The 15,647-nt window shown below is 45.1% G+C and carries 16 protein-coding genes; 13 read left to right on the top strand and 3 right to left on the bottom strand.

All coding sequences use genetic code 11. The features are described from left to right. The first annotated feature begins 190 nt into the window (after nt 1-190). The 3 genes from AC2D6U_RS09055 (at nt 191) to AC2D6U_RS09045 (ending at nt 3,130) form a co-directional block, all read left to right on the top strand. A complete protein-coding gene (locus AC2D6U_RS09055) occupies nt 191-1,135 on the top strand; it encodes a succinylglutamate desuccinylase/aspartoacylase family protein (protein ID WP_484720658.1) in 945 nt (314 codons plus the stop codon). Between the two features lie 2 nt (nt 1,136-1,137). Beyond that, nucleotides 1,138-2,493, top strand: a complete 1,356-nt coding sequence (mgtE, locus tag AC2D6U_RS09050; protein WP_484720657.1) for a magnesium transporter — start codon at nt 1,138-1,140, stop codon at nt 2,491-2,493. A gap of 79 nt (nt 2,494-2,572) precedes the next feature. Beyond that, nucleotides 2,573-3,130, top strand: a complete 558-nt coding sequence (locus tag AC2D6U_RS09045) for a thioredoxin family protein (protein WP_484720656.1) — start codon at nt 2,573-2,575, stop codon at nt 3,128-3,130. Here the strand turns inward: AC2D6U_RS09045 and AC2D6U_RS09040 are convergent. The 3 genes from AC2D6U_RS09040 to AC2D6U_RS09030 all read right to left on the bottom strand — a co-directional run bounded on the left by AC2D6U_RS09040 (nt 3,127) and on the right by AC2D6U_RS09030 (nt 5,768). Continuing rightward, the gene (locus tag AC2D6U_RS09040; RefSeq protein WP_484720655.1) at nt 3,127-4,101 is read right to left on the bottom strand and encodes a YpdA family putative bacillithiol disulfide reductase; all 975 of its coding nucleotides are present in this window, start codon (nt 4,099-4,101) and stop codon (nt 3,127-3,129) included. The genes AC2D6U_RS09045 and AC2D6U_RS09040 overlap by 4 nt on opposite strands. 97 nt (nt 4,102-4,198) lie before the next feature. Then, nucleotides 4,199-4,528 carry a potassium channel family protein gene (locus AC2D6U_RS09035; RefSeq protein WP_484720654.1) on the bottom strand — a complete coding sequence of 110 codons (330 nt, stop codon included), beginning with the start codon at nt 4,526-4,528 and terminating at the stop codon, nt 4,199-4,201. A 1-nt stretch (nt 4,529) separates the two neighbouring features. Continuing rightward, nucleotides 4,530-5,768 carry a M28 family peptidase gene (locus AC2D6U_RS09030; RefSeq protein WP_484720653.1) on the bottom strand — a complete coding sequence of 413 codons (1,239 nt, stop codon included), beginning with the start codon at nt 5,766-5,768 and terminating at the stop codon, nt 4,530-4,532. A 66-nt stretch (nt 5,769-5,834) separates the two neighbouring features. Between AC2D6U_RS09030 and AC2D6U_RS09025 the strand changes: the two genes are divergently transcribed. The 10 genes from AC2D6U_RS09025 (at nt 5,835) to argH (ending at nt 15,642) form a co-directional block, all read left to right on the top strand. Next, complete coding sequence (locus tag AC2D6U_RS09025) at nt 5,835-6,935, top strand: TolB family protein (protein WP_484720652.1); 1,101 nt, start codon at nt 5,835-5,837, stop codon at nt 6,933-6,935. After that, nucleotides 6,936-7,370: a hypothetical protein gene (locus AC2D6U_RS09020; RefSeq protein ID WP_484720651.1), complete on the top strand. Its 435-nt coding sequence runs from the start codon at nt 6,936-6,938 to the stop codon at nt 7,368-7,370. Between the two features lie 240 nt (nt 7,371-7,610). Further along, nucleotides 7,611-8,285, top strand: coding sequence for a GNAT family N-acetyltransferase (locus AC2D6U_RS09015; protein ID WP_484720650.1), 675 nt, complete (start codon nt 7,611-7,613; stop codon nt 8,283-8,285). After that, nucleotides 8,272-9,468 carry an argininosuccinate synthase gene (locus tag AC2D6U_RS09010; RefSeq protein WP_484720649.1) on the top strand — a complete coding sequence of 399 codons (1,197 nt, stop codon included), beginning with the start codon at nt 8,272-8,274 and terminating at the stop codon, nt 9,466-9,468. The genes AC2D6U_RS09015 and AC2D6U_RS09010 overlap by 14 nt, the downstream gene beginning before the upstream one ends. Beyond that, the gene (gene argC / locus AC2D6U_RS09005; protein ID WP_484720648.1) at nt 9,465-10,412 is read left to right on the top strand and encodes an N-acetyl-gamma-glutamyl-phosphate reductase; all 948 of its coding nucleotides are present in this window, start codon (nt 9,465-9,467) and stop codon (nt 10,410-10,412) included. The genes AC2D6U_RS09010 and argC overlap by 4 nt, the downstream gene beginning before the upstream one ends. A gap of 2 nt (nt 10,413-10,414) precedes the next feature. Further along, complete coding sequence (locus AC2D6U_RS09000; protein WP_484720647.1) at nt 10,415-11,539, top strand: aspartate aminotransferase family protein; 1,125 nt, start codon at nt 10,415-10,417, stop codon at nt 11,537-11,539. Further along, nucleotides 11,536-12,486, top strand: coding sequence for an N-acetylornithine carbamoyltransferase (locus tag AC2D6U_RS08995; protein WP_484720646.1), 951 nt, complete (start codon nt 11,536-11,538; stop codon nt 12,484-12,486). Before AC2D6U_RS09000 ends, AC2D6U_RS08995 begins: the two co-directional genes overlap by 4 nt. Then, nucleotides 12,474-13,256, top strand: a complete 783-nt coding sequence (gene argB / locus AC2D6U_RS08990; protein ID WP_484720645.1) for an acetylglutamate kinase — start codon at nt 12,474-12,476, stop codon at nt 13,254-13,256. Before AC2D6U_RS08995 ends, argB begins: the two co-directional genes overlap by 13 nt. Further along, nucleotides 13,253-14,308, top strand: coding sequence for a M20 family metallo-hydrolase (locus AC2D6U_RS08985; protein WP_484720644.1), 1,056 nt, complete (start codon nt 13,253-13,255; stop codon nt 14,306-14,308). Before argB ends, AC2D6U_RS08985 begins: the two co-directional genes overlap by 4 nt. Continuing rightward, a complete protein-coding gene (argH, locus tag AC2D6U_RS08980; protein ID WP_484720643.1) occupies nt 14,305-15,642 on the top strand; it encodes an argininosuccinate lyase in 1,338 nt (445 codons plus the stop codon). The genes AC2D6U_RS08985 and argH overlap by 4 nt, the downstream gene beginning before the upstream one ends. Nucleotides 15,643-15,647: the final 5 nt, after the last annotated feature.

Here is a 15,647-nt window from a genome sequence, read left to right as displayed (position 1 = left end):
TTCACTTCTTAGATTGAATCCGTTAGAAAAGTTTATTCTGGGAAAGGTTAAAGCTTGTTAATTCATTGATTAACGTAACCTGAGTGACTTTTCTCATCACAATTTGGCTCAGATATCTAATGTTTGTAAGGTCAGCACAGCATTGATGTAAGGCTTTATTGGCTATCTTAGGAGAAGAAAAAGAACAGTTATGAAGGGAGTTCAGATCAGTGGTACAACGGTGCAAGCTGGAGAGGAGCGAGTAATCAATGTAAACATTGCACGCTTACCTTCATATACTGATATCGACCTGAACATAACCGTAGCTCGATCGAAAAAGCCGGGCCCCACATTGTTGTTGTCCGCAGGGCTTCATGGAGATGAAATCAACGGAACAGAAATAGTCAGACGAATGATTGAGAAGAGATCGCATGTACCCCTTATCGGTACGGTGATCTGCATACCCATCATCAACATGTTCGGTTTCATTAACTTTAGTCGTTATGTGCCAGACGGGAAGGATGTTAATCGATCTTTTCCTGGTAATCGCAACGGTTCGCTTGCCGCGAGAGTAGCCTATTACCTCACCAAAAACATCATTCCTTTGGTCGATGTAGGCTTGGATTTTCACACCGGAGGAGCAGATCGGACAAACTACCCACAGATCCGAGCCGCCTTAAGGGATTCGAGAAATCAAGAATTGGCAGAGACCTTCCAACCGCCTTTTATTTTAAACTCACCTTTTCGCCCAAAATCATTTAGACAAACAGCCGCTAAGAGAGGAAAGCATATTCTGGTGTATGAAGGGGGTGAATCGGCCCGTTTTGATCAACAAGCCATTCAAGCAGGAGAAGAGGGTGCTCTTCGTGTGATGAAATTTTTGGGTATGCGGGAAGACGCTCCTGTTGCCAGAGAGCCCACTCGCATCATTCACAATTCGTCTTGGGTGCGAGCAAAGAAATCAGGGATATTTTTAACTAAGATTCGCTCCGGGGAATTCGTAAAAAAGAATCAAGTCATTGGCTTTATCGCTGAGCCTTACGGGGCTAGCAAGCAACAGATCAAAAGTCCTGCGACAGGGTACATCATTGGGCTCAACAATAACCCACTGGTGCATCAAGGGGATGCCATTATGCACATCGGAATCGAAAAATAAGCATGGAGTCAAAAAACGCCTATATCGATGATATTTATCGCTTGGTTGAAACCCAGAACAGAGATGGACTTCATCAGCTGATAGAAGAGCTGAAAACGGAAGACCTGGTTTATGCCTACAATAGGTTCAGTAAATCAGATCAAGTGGCCTTTGTCAACTTGCTGAGTGCTGAGGACGCCGCACTTTTGATTGAGCGAATCCCACAGAGCCAAGCCATTGAGGCCATAGAAAATGCAGAGGTATCGACTGCCGCTTCCATTCTAAATGAGCTGTATAGCGATGAGCAAGTCGATATTCTCGGCGAAATGGACGTTGATGAGGCGGAAGCTATCCTCGATGAGATGATTCCCTCTGAGGCTGAGAATATCAGACGACTGATCGACTACGACAAGGAATCTGCGGGGGGACTAATGGTAACGGAGTATTTGGCCTTTCAGGCCGATATGACGGTCGTCCAAACCGTGAAGGAGCTTCAAGAGAATGCAGAAACTTACGAAGGTTATTCGGTTCAATACATTTATGTGGTGCGGCAAGAGCGTTTTGTAGGGGTGCTCCAGATCAGAGATCTTTTATTGTCAAGACCAAATACCAAACTGGAGGATATTGCGATCAAGAACACCTTTACCCTTCACCCGGAAGCCACATTAGAGGACATCATAAGCTTCTTCAATAAATATGATTTTTATGGAGTGCCTATCGTCGATGGGGAAGAGCATCTATTAGGCTTGGTACTCAGGAAGGACTTGCGAGAGGTCGAATCCGAAAAAATGAACCTGGAATTACTGGAAACACAAGGTATTGTAGGTGGTGAAGAATTGAGGTCAATGCCTGTTTGGCTTCGATCGAAACGCCGTTTGTCTTGGCTTTCGGTCAATATTGTGTTGAACATCATTGCAGCAAGTGTGATTGCTTTTTATCAAGATACCTTGGAAGAGGTGATCGCCTTAGCCATTTTTTTACCTGTTATCTCTGACATGAGTGGTTGCTCTGGAAATCAGGCAGTCGCTGTCAGTTTGCGTGAGCTTTCACTGGGTCTCGTCAAACCCTATGAATTAGCAAGAGTGCTCTGGCAAGAGATAAAGGTTGGATTGATCAATGGCCTTGTTCTCGGTATACTCATTGGCCTTGCTGCCTATCTCTATAAAGGTAATCTCTATCTTGGCCTTGTCGTAGGTGGGGCTTTGGCCATAAATACCCTGGTTGCGGTTAGCATTGGCGGTACAATCCCCTTGTTCCTCAAGAAGATGAAAACGGATCCTGCCTTGGCATCAGGGCCCATACTCACCACAGTAACCGACATGCTTGGGTTCTTTTTGGCCTTGACATTTGCTGGCGTTGCCTTGAGTTACCTCTCTTAAGAGAGATTTGCTGATTTCCTTTAGGCACGATGGAACAATTTAATGCGTGCATGTTTTATGTATACATAAAAATCAAATCATGGCAAGAACACCTTCTCATATGATGCCCTTGGGCACAAATGCTCCAAACTTCGAATTACTCGATACCCTTAGCGGAGAGATGCGCAGCCTGGATGAATTGAAATCCGAAAAGGCAACTGTGATCATGTTCATTTGTAATCATTGCCCTTTTGTGAAACACGTGGATCAGGGGTTGGTCTCTTTGGCACATGACTACCTCAACAAAGGGGTGAAATTTATTGCCATTAGTTCAAATGACGTCGAGAATTACCCCCAAGATGGGCCAGAATTGATGAAAGAGGAAGCGGAGAAAGTAGGCTATCCTTTTCCTTATCTCTACGACGAAACACAGGAGGTCGCCAAGGCCTATGATGCTGCATGCACTCCTGATTTTTTCATTTTTGATCAGGACATGAAATGCGCATATCGTGGACAACTGGATGGCTCCAGACCCGGGAACGAAGTTCCTGTTACCGGTGAAGATATACGCGCCGCTTTAGATGATCTCCTGGCAGATAGACCAGTAGAAGGGGTACAAAAGCCAAGCCTTGGCTGCAATATCAAATGGAAAGTCTAGCTTTTTTTCTTGGCTAAGATGTCATCAACGATCATTTGAGCATGGATGCGCGTATTTTCAATGAACAGCTTGCTGGTCTGTATGCCTGCGTTGATCACACCTGCCACGTATACCCCTGCTAAAGGGGTCGCTAAAGTGTTCTCATCGTGCAAAGGTACTTTATTCCCATCCTCACTGATTGGCAACCCTAATGATTCAAAAAGTCTATAGTTCGGCGTATATCCGGTCATGGCCAGGACAAAGTCATTTGAAATGGTTAGCTCACCCTCTGGTGTGTTCAAAACAACTTCGTTTTCCCGGATCTCTTTCACCGTTGTATTGAAATAGGCTTTAATGGCCCCTTCTTTGATTCGGTTCTCAATATTGGGCCGAATCCAGTATTTCACCTTCGGATAGATCTCCTCCTCACGAATGGCCATGGTGACTTCAGCTCCCTTATAGTATGTTTCCAACGCCACGTCGCAGGCTGAATTGGCCGCTCCAATGACCAGCACTTGCTGTCCGACATACGGATGAGGGTCATCATAAAAGTGCTTTACTTTTGGTAGGTTTTCTCCTGGAATATTGAGCATGCGCGGGGTGTCGTAGAAACCGGTAGCGACAATCACATAGGTAGTGCAGTAATTGCCTTTATTCGTTTCGATCAGATAGCCTTCCTCATCTGAATGCATCGCGATTACCTCTGTATATTGCTTAATGTTAAGTCCCCAGCTTTCTTGTACTCTCCTGAAGTATTCTAAGGCTTCTTTTCTTGTGGGCTTGTCAGAATGTGCAATAAAAGGCAAGTCTCCAATCTCCAATAGGTTTGACGTAGAGAAAAAGGTCATGTTGGTGGGGAAATTATAAATGGAGTTCACCAAGACTCCTTTTTCCAACACCACGTAATTCAAGTTTGCCTTTTGAGCTGCAATGGCACAATTTAGGCCAATAGGCCCTCCACCGATAATGATCAATTCGTAATCCAAGGTCATCTTCTTTGGTCTATAGTGATAAAGACTTTTTGAACAGAAAAGTTCTCAATAGGTGAGCGCAGGGTTAGATCAATTGAATAGAGGCATGTATTCACCACTACTTGCCTCTTTTTTTGGCGCCATATCGCTTTCTCACGTTAGCAAAATGGTTAAAAACGGTATTGACAAAGGTTAAGATCAATCCAACACCGATACCGATGTAGAGAATGGTGAATATTTTTCCAGCGTCTGTTTGAGGAGAAAAATCACCATACCCTATAGTGGTCAATGTGATGGCGGAAAAGTAAACGGAATCCAAATAAGTCCAGCCTTCAATGATATGGTAAAAAAAGGCGCCTCCAAACAGGATGACGATGGAGGCTCCTAAAAGACTTCTGTAATTTTTATCTCGAAGAAATTCAATAAAGGTGTGTATCAAAAACCTCATGCTAGAATTTCACTTCAGCAGCTTTCAAATCACTTCCTCTTTTGTACTCAACTACGGTCTTGTCGCCTCCCTTGAAAATGCTTAGCGCCCGCATATAGCTCATCATGTCCACAATGGTTGAGTCACCAAGTTTCACCACGATATCGCCTTTTTTCATCCCTGCCGCTTGTGCAGGTTTTCCTTCGGTAACGCCATCAATGCGCATGCCTTCTCCATCGTAGAGGTAGTCGGGGACAACACCCAATGAAACGCTAAAGCGTGGTGAGTTGCCTTCATCTTCCTGTGTTTTTGTGAATGCCAGCTGTTCCGGCTGATCCAATTCAACGATCAAGCGTTCAATGTATCTGATGATCTTCACCAAACCGTCATAATTGATCTTTTCTGCATCATCGCTCGGTTTGTGATAATCCTCATGCTGTCCAGTGAAAAAGTGTAGCACGGGCAGGTCTTGCAGATAAAAAGAAGTGTGGTCTGAAGGACCAACGCCTGAAGCTGAAGTCACCAGTTTTAAACTGTCAGTATTCACTAGTTCTAAGGCCTCATTCCAGCTTGGGCTAGTGCCAACTCCATTGATCGCCAAAGTGTTCTCAGCATTTAGTCTTCCTACCATGTCCATGTTGATCATGTATGAAACACGTTCAAGATCGACGGTTGGGTTCTTGACATAATAATTTGACCCCCAGAGGCCATTTTCTTCACCTGAAAAGGCGATGAATAGGACATTACTGTTGAGGTCCTTGCCCTTGAGGATGCCGGCTAACTGCACCAATGCACCCGTTCCACTGGCGTTATCGTCGGCTCCGTTGTGAATAGCGGGCTCTCCTCTATGCAAGGAGCCTTCACTACCATAACCGAGGTGATCGAAATGAGCACCAATGACAATGGTATGATCAGCATCGTTGTGGAGGTAGCCAATGACATTTCTGCCTTTCAAACCTTCACCGTTAGCATCCATTTTGGCTTGCTCATGTGGATTGGTGGGTTTATTCACCACAAATTCCTGAAAATATCCCTCAGTACCCAATGGCGTTAGCCCAATTGCTTCAAAACGTTCAGCCAAATATTGTGCAGCTTTTTCTTCCCCAATCGTTCCGAAGGCACGTCCTTCCAAATCGTCTGCGGCCAAATGGTAAATGTCTTTCTCTAGCTCTTGCCTAATGACTCGATCCGTGCGGAAGTCGGTGCAACCAATGGTAAGAGTTACGAATATTAGATAAATTGAATTTTTAAAAAGTCTCATGCTTTCTTGAATTAGCTTCAAAGATAATAATCATTAATTTCGCGACTTATAATATTACAGAAGAAGATGAGATATTTAATCGCATTATGTTGCCTTGTTTTTGTTGCCTGTTCAAATACAAACGATCGATCGACTACCGAAGAGGGGCGTTCAGCCACAGATAGCCTCTTGCTGCATCCTGAGGAAATGAAATACCTCAAAAACATCAAACAGCTTACCTTCGGTGGCAATAATGCAGAAGCGTATTGGAGTTTTGACGACAAGTACCTCGTGTTTCAATCTGATTATAAGGAATGGGGGGTGTCGTGCGATCAGATTTTCATCACCGACTGGCAGAATGACGACCTGAAGAACAATAAACCAAAAATGGTCAGTACTGCGCTGGGTAGAACGACTTGCTCTTACTTCTTACCGAATCAACAAATTGTATATGGTTCAACGCATCTAGGAGGAGAGGATTGCCCACCTACGCCGGAGGCTAGAACCGATGGTAAGTACGTCTGGCCGATCTACCCTTCGTTTGACATCTTTACCACAGACATGGAGGGTAACATGATCAACCAGCTGACCAATGAACCGGGTTATGATGCAGAAGCAACAGTGTCGCCTAAGGGAGATAAAATTGTCTTTACTTCCATGAGAACGGGTGATCTAGAGCTGTTTACAATGAACATCGATGGGACTGATGTTAAGCAAATCACCTCTGATTTGGGTTATGATGGCGGTGCTTTCTTCTCTCCTGACGGGACCAAGCTTATTTGGAGAGCTTCTAGACCGAAGACGGATGAAGAGAAAGAAGAATACAAAGCCTTGCTCAAAGAAGGATTAGTGACCCCGACTGAGATGGAACTCTACGTAGCAAACGCGGATGGAACCGATGCCAAAAAAATCACAGACTTGGGTCAAGCCAATTGGGCTCCTTTTTTTCATCCTAATGGTGAAAAGATCATTTTTGCGAGTAATCATACTGCAAAACGTGGGTTTCCATTCAACCTTTACATGATCAATCTGGATGGTACCGGGTTAACCAGAATTACCCGAGATGAGACCTTCGACGCCTTTCCGGTTTTCTCCAATGATGGCAAGTACATTGTATTTGCGTCCAATCGAAATAATGGCGGTACAAGAGATACCAACCTCTTTGTAGCGGAATGGATAGGGGGCTAAATGAAGGTTAAAAAGGCGTATTTTCTCGGTTCCGTACTGATTCAAATGTTTGTGATCACTTCACTGATCACCGCCTCGCCTGTGTTGGTTACGCCTGTGACTGCGGATGGTACATTGCCCTGGGGAAATGTCATGACTTGGGTTCTCTTCATTCTATTTCCTTTGAACTTTTTGTTGCTCAGAAAAAAAAGGAGGGTTCATCCCATTCCTAAAAATGTATATGCCGGAGCGGTCGGACTAAGCCTGATTCTTGGCATTTGTTGGCTACCGGTTTCTTATGCCCTTGCCGGTAACTGGAGCGCCAGTTTTAGCGGAGGTGGGACCAATCAAAAGGTATGGGCAGTATATACCTATGCAACGCCGATATTGCCATTTGCGGGTTATTTTCTGATGCGATTGTTGAGCGTTTTTTTCAAACTAAAAGGAGCTAATTGAAATCTTTTTTGTTGGATTGACGAAAAAGTTCAAAAAGTTTTCGTGCTTTGCATCCCAATGTATCAAAGTAGTCTATATAGAAAATCAAGCAGAGCCGCTGGGCTTATTGCTGCTACTTTAGTTTCTCTTAGGATCAGGAGGCGCTAAGCGCCTATATCATTTTGGCAGCCTACGTGGCATGCCTACCTCTCATTTTTATCGCTTTTTATTTATTCAGCCCTTTGGGTTAAATTCATTTTTATGAAGTTTCTTATCAAAGAAGCCATTAGTACGGATACAGTTTATGCACAAGCCATTGTGGATGAGATCGCTGCATCTGCTAAATTACGCGGTACAGGCATTGCCAAAAGAACACCGGAGTACATTATTCAGAAAATTACAGAAGGAAAGGCCGTAGTGGCAAAGACCACCGATGGCGTCTGGGCAGGCTTTTGCTACATTGAAGCATGGGGTCATGGCGATTTTGTGGCCAATTCAGGCCTCATCGTTGCAGAACAATTCCGGGGTCATGGACTCGCAAAGCAGATCAAAGAGGAGATCTTTAATTTATCTAGGAAGAAGTACCCTGAAGCTAAGATTTTTGGGTTGACGACGGGATCAGCTGTGATGAAGATCAATTCTTCCTTAGGCTACAAACCTGTGGTCTATGCCGACCTTACCACTGACGAAGCGTTCTGGAAAGGATGTCAAAGTTGCGTCAACTACGAGATTTTGCAGAGTAAAGAGCGCAAAGGCTGCATTTGTACGGCTATGCTGTATAACCCAATGTGGGAGAAGGACCAAAAGCCCAAGAGAAAAAAATGGAGAAATAGAGAGCTGGACAAGGACTTGAAGCTCTTTGAACGTTGGACTCGATTCAAAAAGACAGTCTTGTTGAAAACCAAAAAAACGAAGAATGACCATGGAGAAAAATAAAATAGTACTTGCCTTTAGTGGGGGGCTGGACACGTCGTACTGCGTCAAATACCTAAAGAATGAGTGTGGCTTTGAAGTTCATGCGGTTATCGTCAACACAGGTGGTTTTGATCAGCAGGAATTAGAAGAAATCGAAGAAAAGGCCAAAACACTGGGGGTAGCAAGTTTTGCATGCTTGGATGAAACCGAGAATTACTACCAACGCGTCGTGCGGTTTTTGATTTTTGGCAATGTGCTGAAGAACGCGAGCTATCCTCTTTCCGTCAGCGCGGAACGCGTTAGTCAAGCCATGGCCATAGCGCATTATGCAAAAAAGTTGGGAATCAACAAGATCGCGCACGGGAGTACCGGTGCAGGAAATGACCAGGTTCGATTTGACATGATCTTTCAGACCATTCTCCCTGAAGTAGAGATCATTACACCAATTCGTGATTTGAAGCTTTCTCGACAAGAGGAGGTCGATTACCTGATAAAACAAGGAATCAACTGGGATTTTTCTAAAGCGGCCTATTCCATTAACAAAGGCTTGTGGGGGACCTCGGTCGGAGGAAAAGAGACCTTAACCTCTCATGAGCAATTGCCCGAGGAAGCATGGCCGACGAAAGTGACAAAAACAGACGAAGAAAAACTCAGTTTGGGATTTGAGAAAGGGGAACTGAAAAGCATCAATGGGGAAGTCTTTGCCTCTCCAGTACACGCCATTCAGCACCTGGAAAGTCTTGCAGCACCATTTGGCATTGGACGAGATATTCATGTAGGGGATACCATCATTGGCATAAAGGGGAGAGTGGGCTTTGAAGCTGCCGCACCTGTGTTGATCATCAAGGCACATCATCTGCTAGAAAAACATGTGCTGAGCAAATGGCAGCTGTATTGGAAAGACCAAATTGCTTCCTTTTATGGAAACTGGTTGCATGAAGGTCAGTTCTTAGACCCTGTCATGCGCGATCTAGAAGCCATGATGTCTAGCACACAACACTATGTAACAGGCGAGGTTTTTCTGACCTTGCATCCAAATCGGTTCATGGTCGATGGCATTCACTCGGCTCACGACCTCATGTCTGCAAAATTCGGTCATTATGGAGAAGTCAATAATTACTGGTCTGGAGAAGATGTGAGAGGATTCGCAAAGATTTTCGGAAACCAAAATGCAATCTATCACCAATTGAACGAGAGCTTATGATCACAGTAGGAATCATTGGAGCGGCAGGTTATACAGGAGGTGAATTGTTGAGGTTGCTCACACACCATCCGCACGTGAAAGTCGCCTGTGCCGTAAGTAAAAGTCAATCAGGAAAATGGGTTACAGCCGTTCATCCCGACCTTACGGGGGATACGACCTTACGTTTTGAAGCAGAGCTCAGCGCGGAGGTGGATGTCTTGTTTTTGTGCATGGGGCATGGTCAATCCAAGGAGTATTTGGAGGGCCATAGTCTTTCCTCAGACACTAAGATTATCGACCTGAGTCAGGATTTTCGACTGAGCGAAGTGTATGGCCTTCCAGAATTGAATAAGAAGCGCATTGAAGAGGCCAATTTTGTGGCCAACCCCGGATGCTTCGCTACGGCAATTCAGCTGGCATTGCTACCACTTGCCTATAACGGGATGTTGAAAGAAATCCACATTTCCGGGATAACGGGTTCGACGGGCGCTGGCATGAGTCCGTCAGAAACTACACATTTCAGCTGGCGAAATAACAACATCTCAACCTACAAGGCATTTGAGCATCAGCACTTGGCGGAGGTAAGAAACTCCTTGCTTCAGTACCAAAGTTGGTTCGACCAACCCCTTAACTTCATCCCTTACCGAGGCAATTTTACAAGAGGGATCATGGTAACCGCGTATCAGTACTGCGAGTGGAGATTGAGCGAAGCCGTTCAGGTCTTCAAAGAGTTCTATGAAGAGCATCCGTTCACTCATGTGGTGGAGCATCCACTAGATGTCAAGCAGGTGGTCAATACGAATAAATGCTTGTTGCATCTCGAAATGCATAATGGATACCTCATGGTACAAGCAGTCATAGACAACTTGTTGAAAGGTGCATCAGGACAAGCCGTTCAGAATATGAATTTAATGTGTGGATGGGATGAGCGAGAGGGCTTACAATTGAAAGGATCAAGGTTTTAACGATGGAGTTATTTGACGTATATCCCTTATTTGATGTTGAGCCGGTAAAGGCCAAAGGAACCACCTTATGGGATAAAGAGGGGAAGACATATTTGGATTTGTACGGAGGGCATGCCGTTATCTCGATCGGACATGGCCATCCCAAATACATCAAACGGATCACTGCACAATTAGAAAAAATCGGTTTTTATTCTAATGCGATCATCAATGACCTGCAAAAGCAGTATGCAGATCGATTAGCCCATTTGTCAGGTCTTGAGGACTATTCCCTTTTTCTATGCAGCAGTGGGGCAGAGGCGATTGAGAACGCCTTAAAAGTGGCTTCATTCGATACCGGAAGAAAAAAGGTCATTGCAATGAAGGGGGCTTTTCACGGGCGTACTTCTGGTGCAGTAGCCATTACGGACAATGCTAAAATAGTCTCTCCATTCAATCAGGGGCACTTGGTCCAGTTTACCGAATTAAATGACCTTCAGGGACTCGAAGACTGTATGTCTGATGAAGTTGCGGCAGTGATCATTGAAGGATGTCAGGGAGTTGCTGGAATATTTGAGCCGACCGAGGAATTTTTGTTAAAAGCACGAGCCCTTTGTGACGCATATGGCGCCAAACTGATCTTGGACGAAGTGCAGTCGGGTTTTGGTCGAACAGGAAAGTTCTTCGCCTTTCAACATGCGTCCGTTGAACCAGATATCATCACGATGGCTAAAGGAATGGGCAATGGGTTTCCTTTGGCTGGTTTGCTGATTCGAGAGGGAATTCAGCCTTGGCATGGCATGCTGGGGACTACCTTTGGGGGCAATCATTTGGCTTGTGCCGCTGGCTTGGCCGTTTTGGAAGTCCTTGAAGAGGAACAATTGATCGAGCATGCCGCTCAACTTGGAAAGTGGTTGATCAACGAGTTGTCTGCACTACAAGGAATTCAGCAAGTACGGGGAAAAGGGTTAATGCTCGGTGTTGATATGGGTCGACCTGTCAAACACCTAAGAGGTAATTTGCTGACGAAGCATAGGATTTTTACGGGTTCTGCCGCTGACCCAAATACCTTACGCTTGTTGCCACCATTATGCATTGAAAAGGAGGAACTCTACAGTTTTTTAAACGCATTAAAAAAGGAACTATCATGAAACATTTCACTTCGATCCATGATGTTCAAGATCCATTCGAGTTGGTCAAAAAGGCCTTAGCATTCAAAGAAAAACCATGGCAGCCCAGTTTGCATGAGGGTAAAACAGTAGGCTTACTTTTTATGAACCCAAGTTTACGTACCCGCTTGAGCAGTATCAAGGCGGTGCAAAATTTAGGTGCTCATGCCATTGTATTGGATGTAACAAAAAATGGATGGGCACTTGCCTTCGAAGACGGCGTGGTCATGAATGGGAAAGAGGCGGAGCATATCAAGGAGGCGGCAGCCGTAATGGGGCAATACTTTGATGTGCTGGCCATACGTACTTTTCCAGAATTAAAAGATAGGGAACACGATTATAGCGAAACGGTGCTCAAGGCCTTTTTGGCCTATGCAGGGGTGCCAGTAGTAAGCCTAGAAAGCGCTACGCTTCACCCATTGCAAGGACTGGCCGACCTCATCACCATCCATGAGCATTGGCATGAAAAGCGAGTGCCTAAAGTGGTGATGACCTGGGCTCCTCATGTCAAGGCTTTACCACAGGCCGTTCCTAACACTTTTGCTGAATGGATGAATGCTGCTCCGTTCGATTTTGTCATTACGCATCCGGAAGGTTATGAATTGGATCCTCATTTTGCCGGAACGGCACCAGTGGTCAATGATCAGAAAGAAGCCTTGGCTGAGGCTGACTTTGTCTATGTGAAGAACTGGTCTTCGTATGATCGCTATGGAGAGGTCTTGACGAATGATGAGTCTTGGCGTTTTTCTCAGGCGCATTTGGCACTAACCAATAACGCGAAGGTGATGCATTGCCTACCCGTAAGAAGAGGTGTCGTGATGGACGACGATGTTTTGGATAGTGAACAAGCCATCCATTTGGATCAGGCGGCGAATCGTGTGTTTGCTGCTCAGGCTGTTTTTAATGAATTGCTCTCATGGAAAAGTTAGTCGTTGTCAAGATAGGGGGGCGCGTCATCGACGACAAGGAAGCCCTTGACGGTTTTTTAAGTCAATTTGCGGCATTGGAGCATGCGAAAATTTTGGTCCATGGTGGAGGAAACATAGCGAGCCAGATCAGTGAGAAATTGGAAATAACCCCTCAATTGACGGATGGAAGAAGAATTACAGATGAACAAAGCCTGCAGGTTGTGACCATGGTTTACGGCGGCTTGATCAACAAGCAGCTGGTCGCCCAATTGCAGGGTGCTCGTTGTAATGCCCTTGGCTTAACAGGGGCAGATGGCAATGTGGTTTTGGCAAAAAAGAGACCAGTTCAGCAGCTAGACTATGGTTTCGTTGGGGACGTCAATGTTGAAGCTGTCGATCACCGATTGCTCAAGCAATTGATCGAATCAGGTATATGCCCGGTGATGGCGGCCTTAACGCATGATGGTGAGGGACAATTACTCAATACCAATGCTGATACGATGGCAAGTGTCATCGCTCAAGCAATGGCGGAGGATTTTAGCGTGCAGCTCATCTATTGTTTTGAACAGCCCGGTGTGATGCTGGATCTAGACAAGGGCCTTGTTTTTGAGTCGATGTCAAAGGAAAATACCAATAAGTATATTAATGAAGGAAAGATTCATTCTGGAATGTTGCCTAAATTAGAAAACGCATTCCATGCAAAAGCCAATAAGATCAACGATGTCCGCATCGGCCACTACTCTGCGCTGCGCGAGCTAGTGGATCGCAAGAAAGGAACCGAGATTCTATGAAAGAAGAAGCCATCGATTTATTAAGACTATTGATAAAGACGCCTTCCTTCAGTGGAGAGGAGGACCAAACGGCGACGCTGATCCAGGATTTTTTGCAAAAGAAAGGCTATCAGGTCAAAAGAAAAGGCAATAACATTTGGGTCAGCAACAAGAACTTCCTTGCTGAACGGCCAACGATTTTATTGAATTCTCATCACGATACGGTGAAACCGAATGCCGGTTATACAAGAGATCCATTTACTCCGGCTGAAGAGGCCGGTAAACTCTATGGTTTGGGAAGCAATGATGCAGGAGCTTCCCTCGTCGCTTTAATGGCTACCTTTCTTCACTTTGGAGACAAGGATTTAACCTATAACCTCTTATTTGCCGCAACTGCAGAGGAGGAGATTAGTGGAAAGCAAGGGATCAGCTCAATTCTCGATGAGTTGGGACCTCTTGATTTTGCCATTGTCGGCGAGCCTACACAAATGCAAATGGCTGTTGCGGAGAAGGGCCTGATGGTCCTGGATTGTTTGGCAACGGGTACCGCAGGACATGCGGCTCGAGAGGAAGGAGAAAATGCGATCTACAAAGCAATGGAGGCCATCGATTGGTTTCGATCCTATCGCTTTCAAAAGCAATCGGCTACTCTTGGACCTGTAAAAATGACTGTCACCCAGATCAATGCGGGGACTCAACACAATGTAATTCCTGATGAATGCCGATTTGTAGTGGATGTGCGCAGCACGGATGCATATCAGAATAACGAGATTTTATCCATCATTCAGGAGGCTGTTCAAGTCGAGGTGCGAGCTCGGTCCACTCGGCTGAATCCAAGTAGTATAGCCATAGATCACCCAATTGTCGCATCAGGGAAGGCCTTAGGTCTATCGACTTTTGGCTCTCCAACCTTATCTGATCAAGCGTTATTGACCTGCTCATCCTTGAAAATAGGCCCTGGTGACTCAGCACGTTCGCACACGGCAAACGAATTTATTTTCCTGAGTGAGATTTCCGAAGGAATTGATACCTACATAGACTTATTATCTCCGCTTTTAACCCCAGACACATGACGAAGATTTGGCAAAAAACGAATGAAGCAGCAGCAGTAGTAGACCGCTTTACTGTGGGGCGGGACCTACAGTTTGATATAGACCTTGCGCCATTTGATGTGTTGGGTTCATTGGCGCATACAGAGATGCTTGCCAGTATCGGCTTATTGAGCAAAGAAGACAAAGAAAAGGTACACCATGCGCTTAAGGCAATCTATGCATCGATGGAGCGGGGAGAATTTCGCATGCAAGAAGACGTGGAAGACATTCATTCTCAAATTGAATGGATGTTGACCAAAGAGCTCGGAGATGTTGGTAAAATGATCCACAGCGGTCGTTCAAGAAACGATCAGGTGTTGGTTGATCTGAAACTCTTTATGCGCTCAGAGCTTACCGAATTAATTAAATTGACCAAGGAGGTCTTTGAAGTTCTCATTGGACTTTCTGAAAAATACCAATCGGTATTAATTCCGGGATACACACACATGCAGGTAGCCATGCCCTCTTCATTTGGCTTGTGGTTTGGTGCGTACGCAGAAAGCTTGGCAGACGATATGTCCTTCGTTAAGGCAGCTTACGAGGTGATCAACAAAAATCCTTTGGGTTCCGGAGCTGGTTTTGGTTCCTCTTTTCCTCTCGATCGTCAGATGACCACTGATTTACTGGGCTTTGATGCCATGAATTACAATGTGGTCTATGCCATGATGGGGCGTGGGAAAGCCGAAAAGGCGCTGGCTTCCGCAATGGCAGCGCTTGCCGCAACACTTGGAAAAATGGCCATGGATATTTGTCTCTACATGGGACAAGACTTTGGGTTTTTGACCTTCCCTGATCAATTGACTACGGGATCGAGCATCATGCCGCATAAAAAGAATCCGGATGTTTTTGAATTGATCAGAGGTAAATGCAATAAAATCCAGGCACTGCCAAATGACATTTCCTTGATGACCACAAACCTGCCCGTAGGATACCATAGAGAGATGCAGCTGATCAAAGAGCTCTTATTTCCTGCCATTGAAGACATGAAGGATTGTTTACAAATGACTACCTACATGCTCCCTCAAATGATTGTCAATAAGGAGGTGATCGAACAGAAAAAGTACGATTACCTGTTTACTGTGGAAGAGGTCAATCGTCTGGTTTTGTCAGGAGTGCCTTTTCGAGATGCCTACCGACAGGTTGGTCTTCAGGTTGAGCAAGGCGAGTTTGAACCGAATCGTCGGGTTGAACATTCCCATGCAGGGAGTATGGATCAATTGATGCTTCCGGAAATTAGAGCAGCTTTTGACAAGTCTTTAAAATCTTTTAATTTGGACAAAGTAGAACACGCCATAACGGCTTTGTTAAAAGATTAAAACGT

It is taken from the genome of Roseivirga sp. YIW32 (genome assembly GCF_057219245.1).
The sequence above is the reverse complement of the archived record's forward strand: the minus strand, read 5'-3'. Positions and strand labels throughout refer to the sequence as shown.

Coding starts and splice junctions, on each gene's coding strand:
- argB (WP_484720645.1), top strand. CDS start 12,474: ATGGAAAAGTTAGTCGTTGTCAAGATAGGGGGGCGCGTCATCGACGAC.
- AC2D6U_RS09035 (WP_484720654.1), bottom strand. CDS start 4,528: ATGAGGTTTTTGATACACACCTTTATTGAATTTCTTCGAGATAAAAAT.
- argC (WP_484720648.1), top strand. CDS start 9,465: ATGATCACAGTAGGAATCATTGGAGCGGCAGGTTATACAGGAGGTGAA.
- AC2D6U_RS09000 (WP_484720647.1), top strand. CDS start 10,415: ATGGAGTTATTTGACGTATATCCCTTATTTGATGTTGAGCCGGTAAAG.
- AC2D6U_RS09015 (WP_484720650.1), top strand. CDS start 7,611: ATGAAGTTTCTTATCAAAGAAGCCATTAGTACGGATACAGTTTATGCA.
- mgtE (WP_484720657.1), top strand. CDS start 1,138: ATGGAGTCAAAAAACGCCTATATCGATGATATTTATCGCTTGGTTGAA.
- AC2D6U_RS09045 (WP_484720656.1), top strand. CDS start 2,573: ATGGCAAGAACACCTTCTCATATGATGCCCTTGGGCACAAATGCTCCA.
- AC2D6U_RS09010 (WP_484720649.1), top strand. CDS start 8,272: ATGGAGAAAAATAAAATAGTACTTGCCTTTAGTGGGGGGCTGGACACG.
- AC2D6U_RS09030 (WP_484720653.1), bottom strand. CDS start 5,768: ATGAGACTTTTTAAAAATTCAATTTATCTAATATTCGTAACTCTTACC.
- argH (WP_484720643.1), top strand. CDS start 14,305: ATGACGAAGATTTGGCAAAAAACGAATGAAGCAGCAGCAGTAGTAGAC.
- AC2D6U_RS09025 (WP_484720652.1), top strand. CDS start 5,835: ATGAGATATTTAATCGCATTATGTTGCCTTGTTTTTGTTGCCTGTTCA.
- AC2D6U_RS08985 (WP_484720644.1), top strand. CDS start 13,253: ATGAAAGAAGAAGCCATCGATTTATTAAGACTATTGATAAAGACGCCT.
- AC2D6U_RS09055 (WP_484720658.1), top strand. CDS start 191: ATGAAGGGAGTTCAGATCAGTGGTACAACGGTGCAAGCTGGAGAGGAG.
- AC2D6U_RS08995 (WP_484720646.1), top strand. CDS start 11,536: ATGAAACATTTCACTTCGATCCATGATGTTCAAGATCCATTCGAGTTG.
- AC2D6U_RS09040 (WP_484720655.1), bottom strand. CDS start 4,101: ATGACCTTGGATTACGAATTGATCATTATCGGTGGAGGGCCTATTGGC.
- AC2D6U_RS09020 (WP_484720651.1), top strand. CDS start 6,936: ATGAAGGTTAAAAAGGCGTATTTTCTCGGTTCCGTACTGATTCAAATG.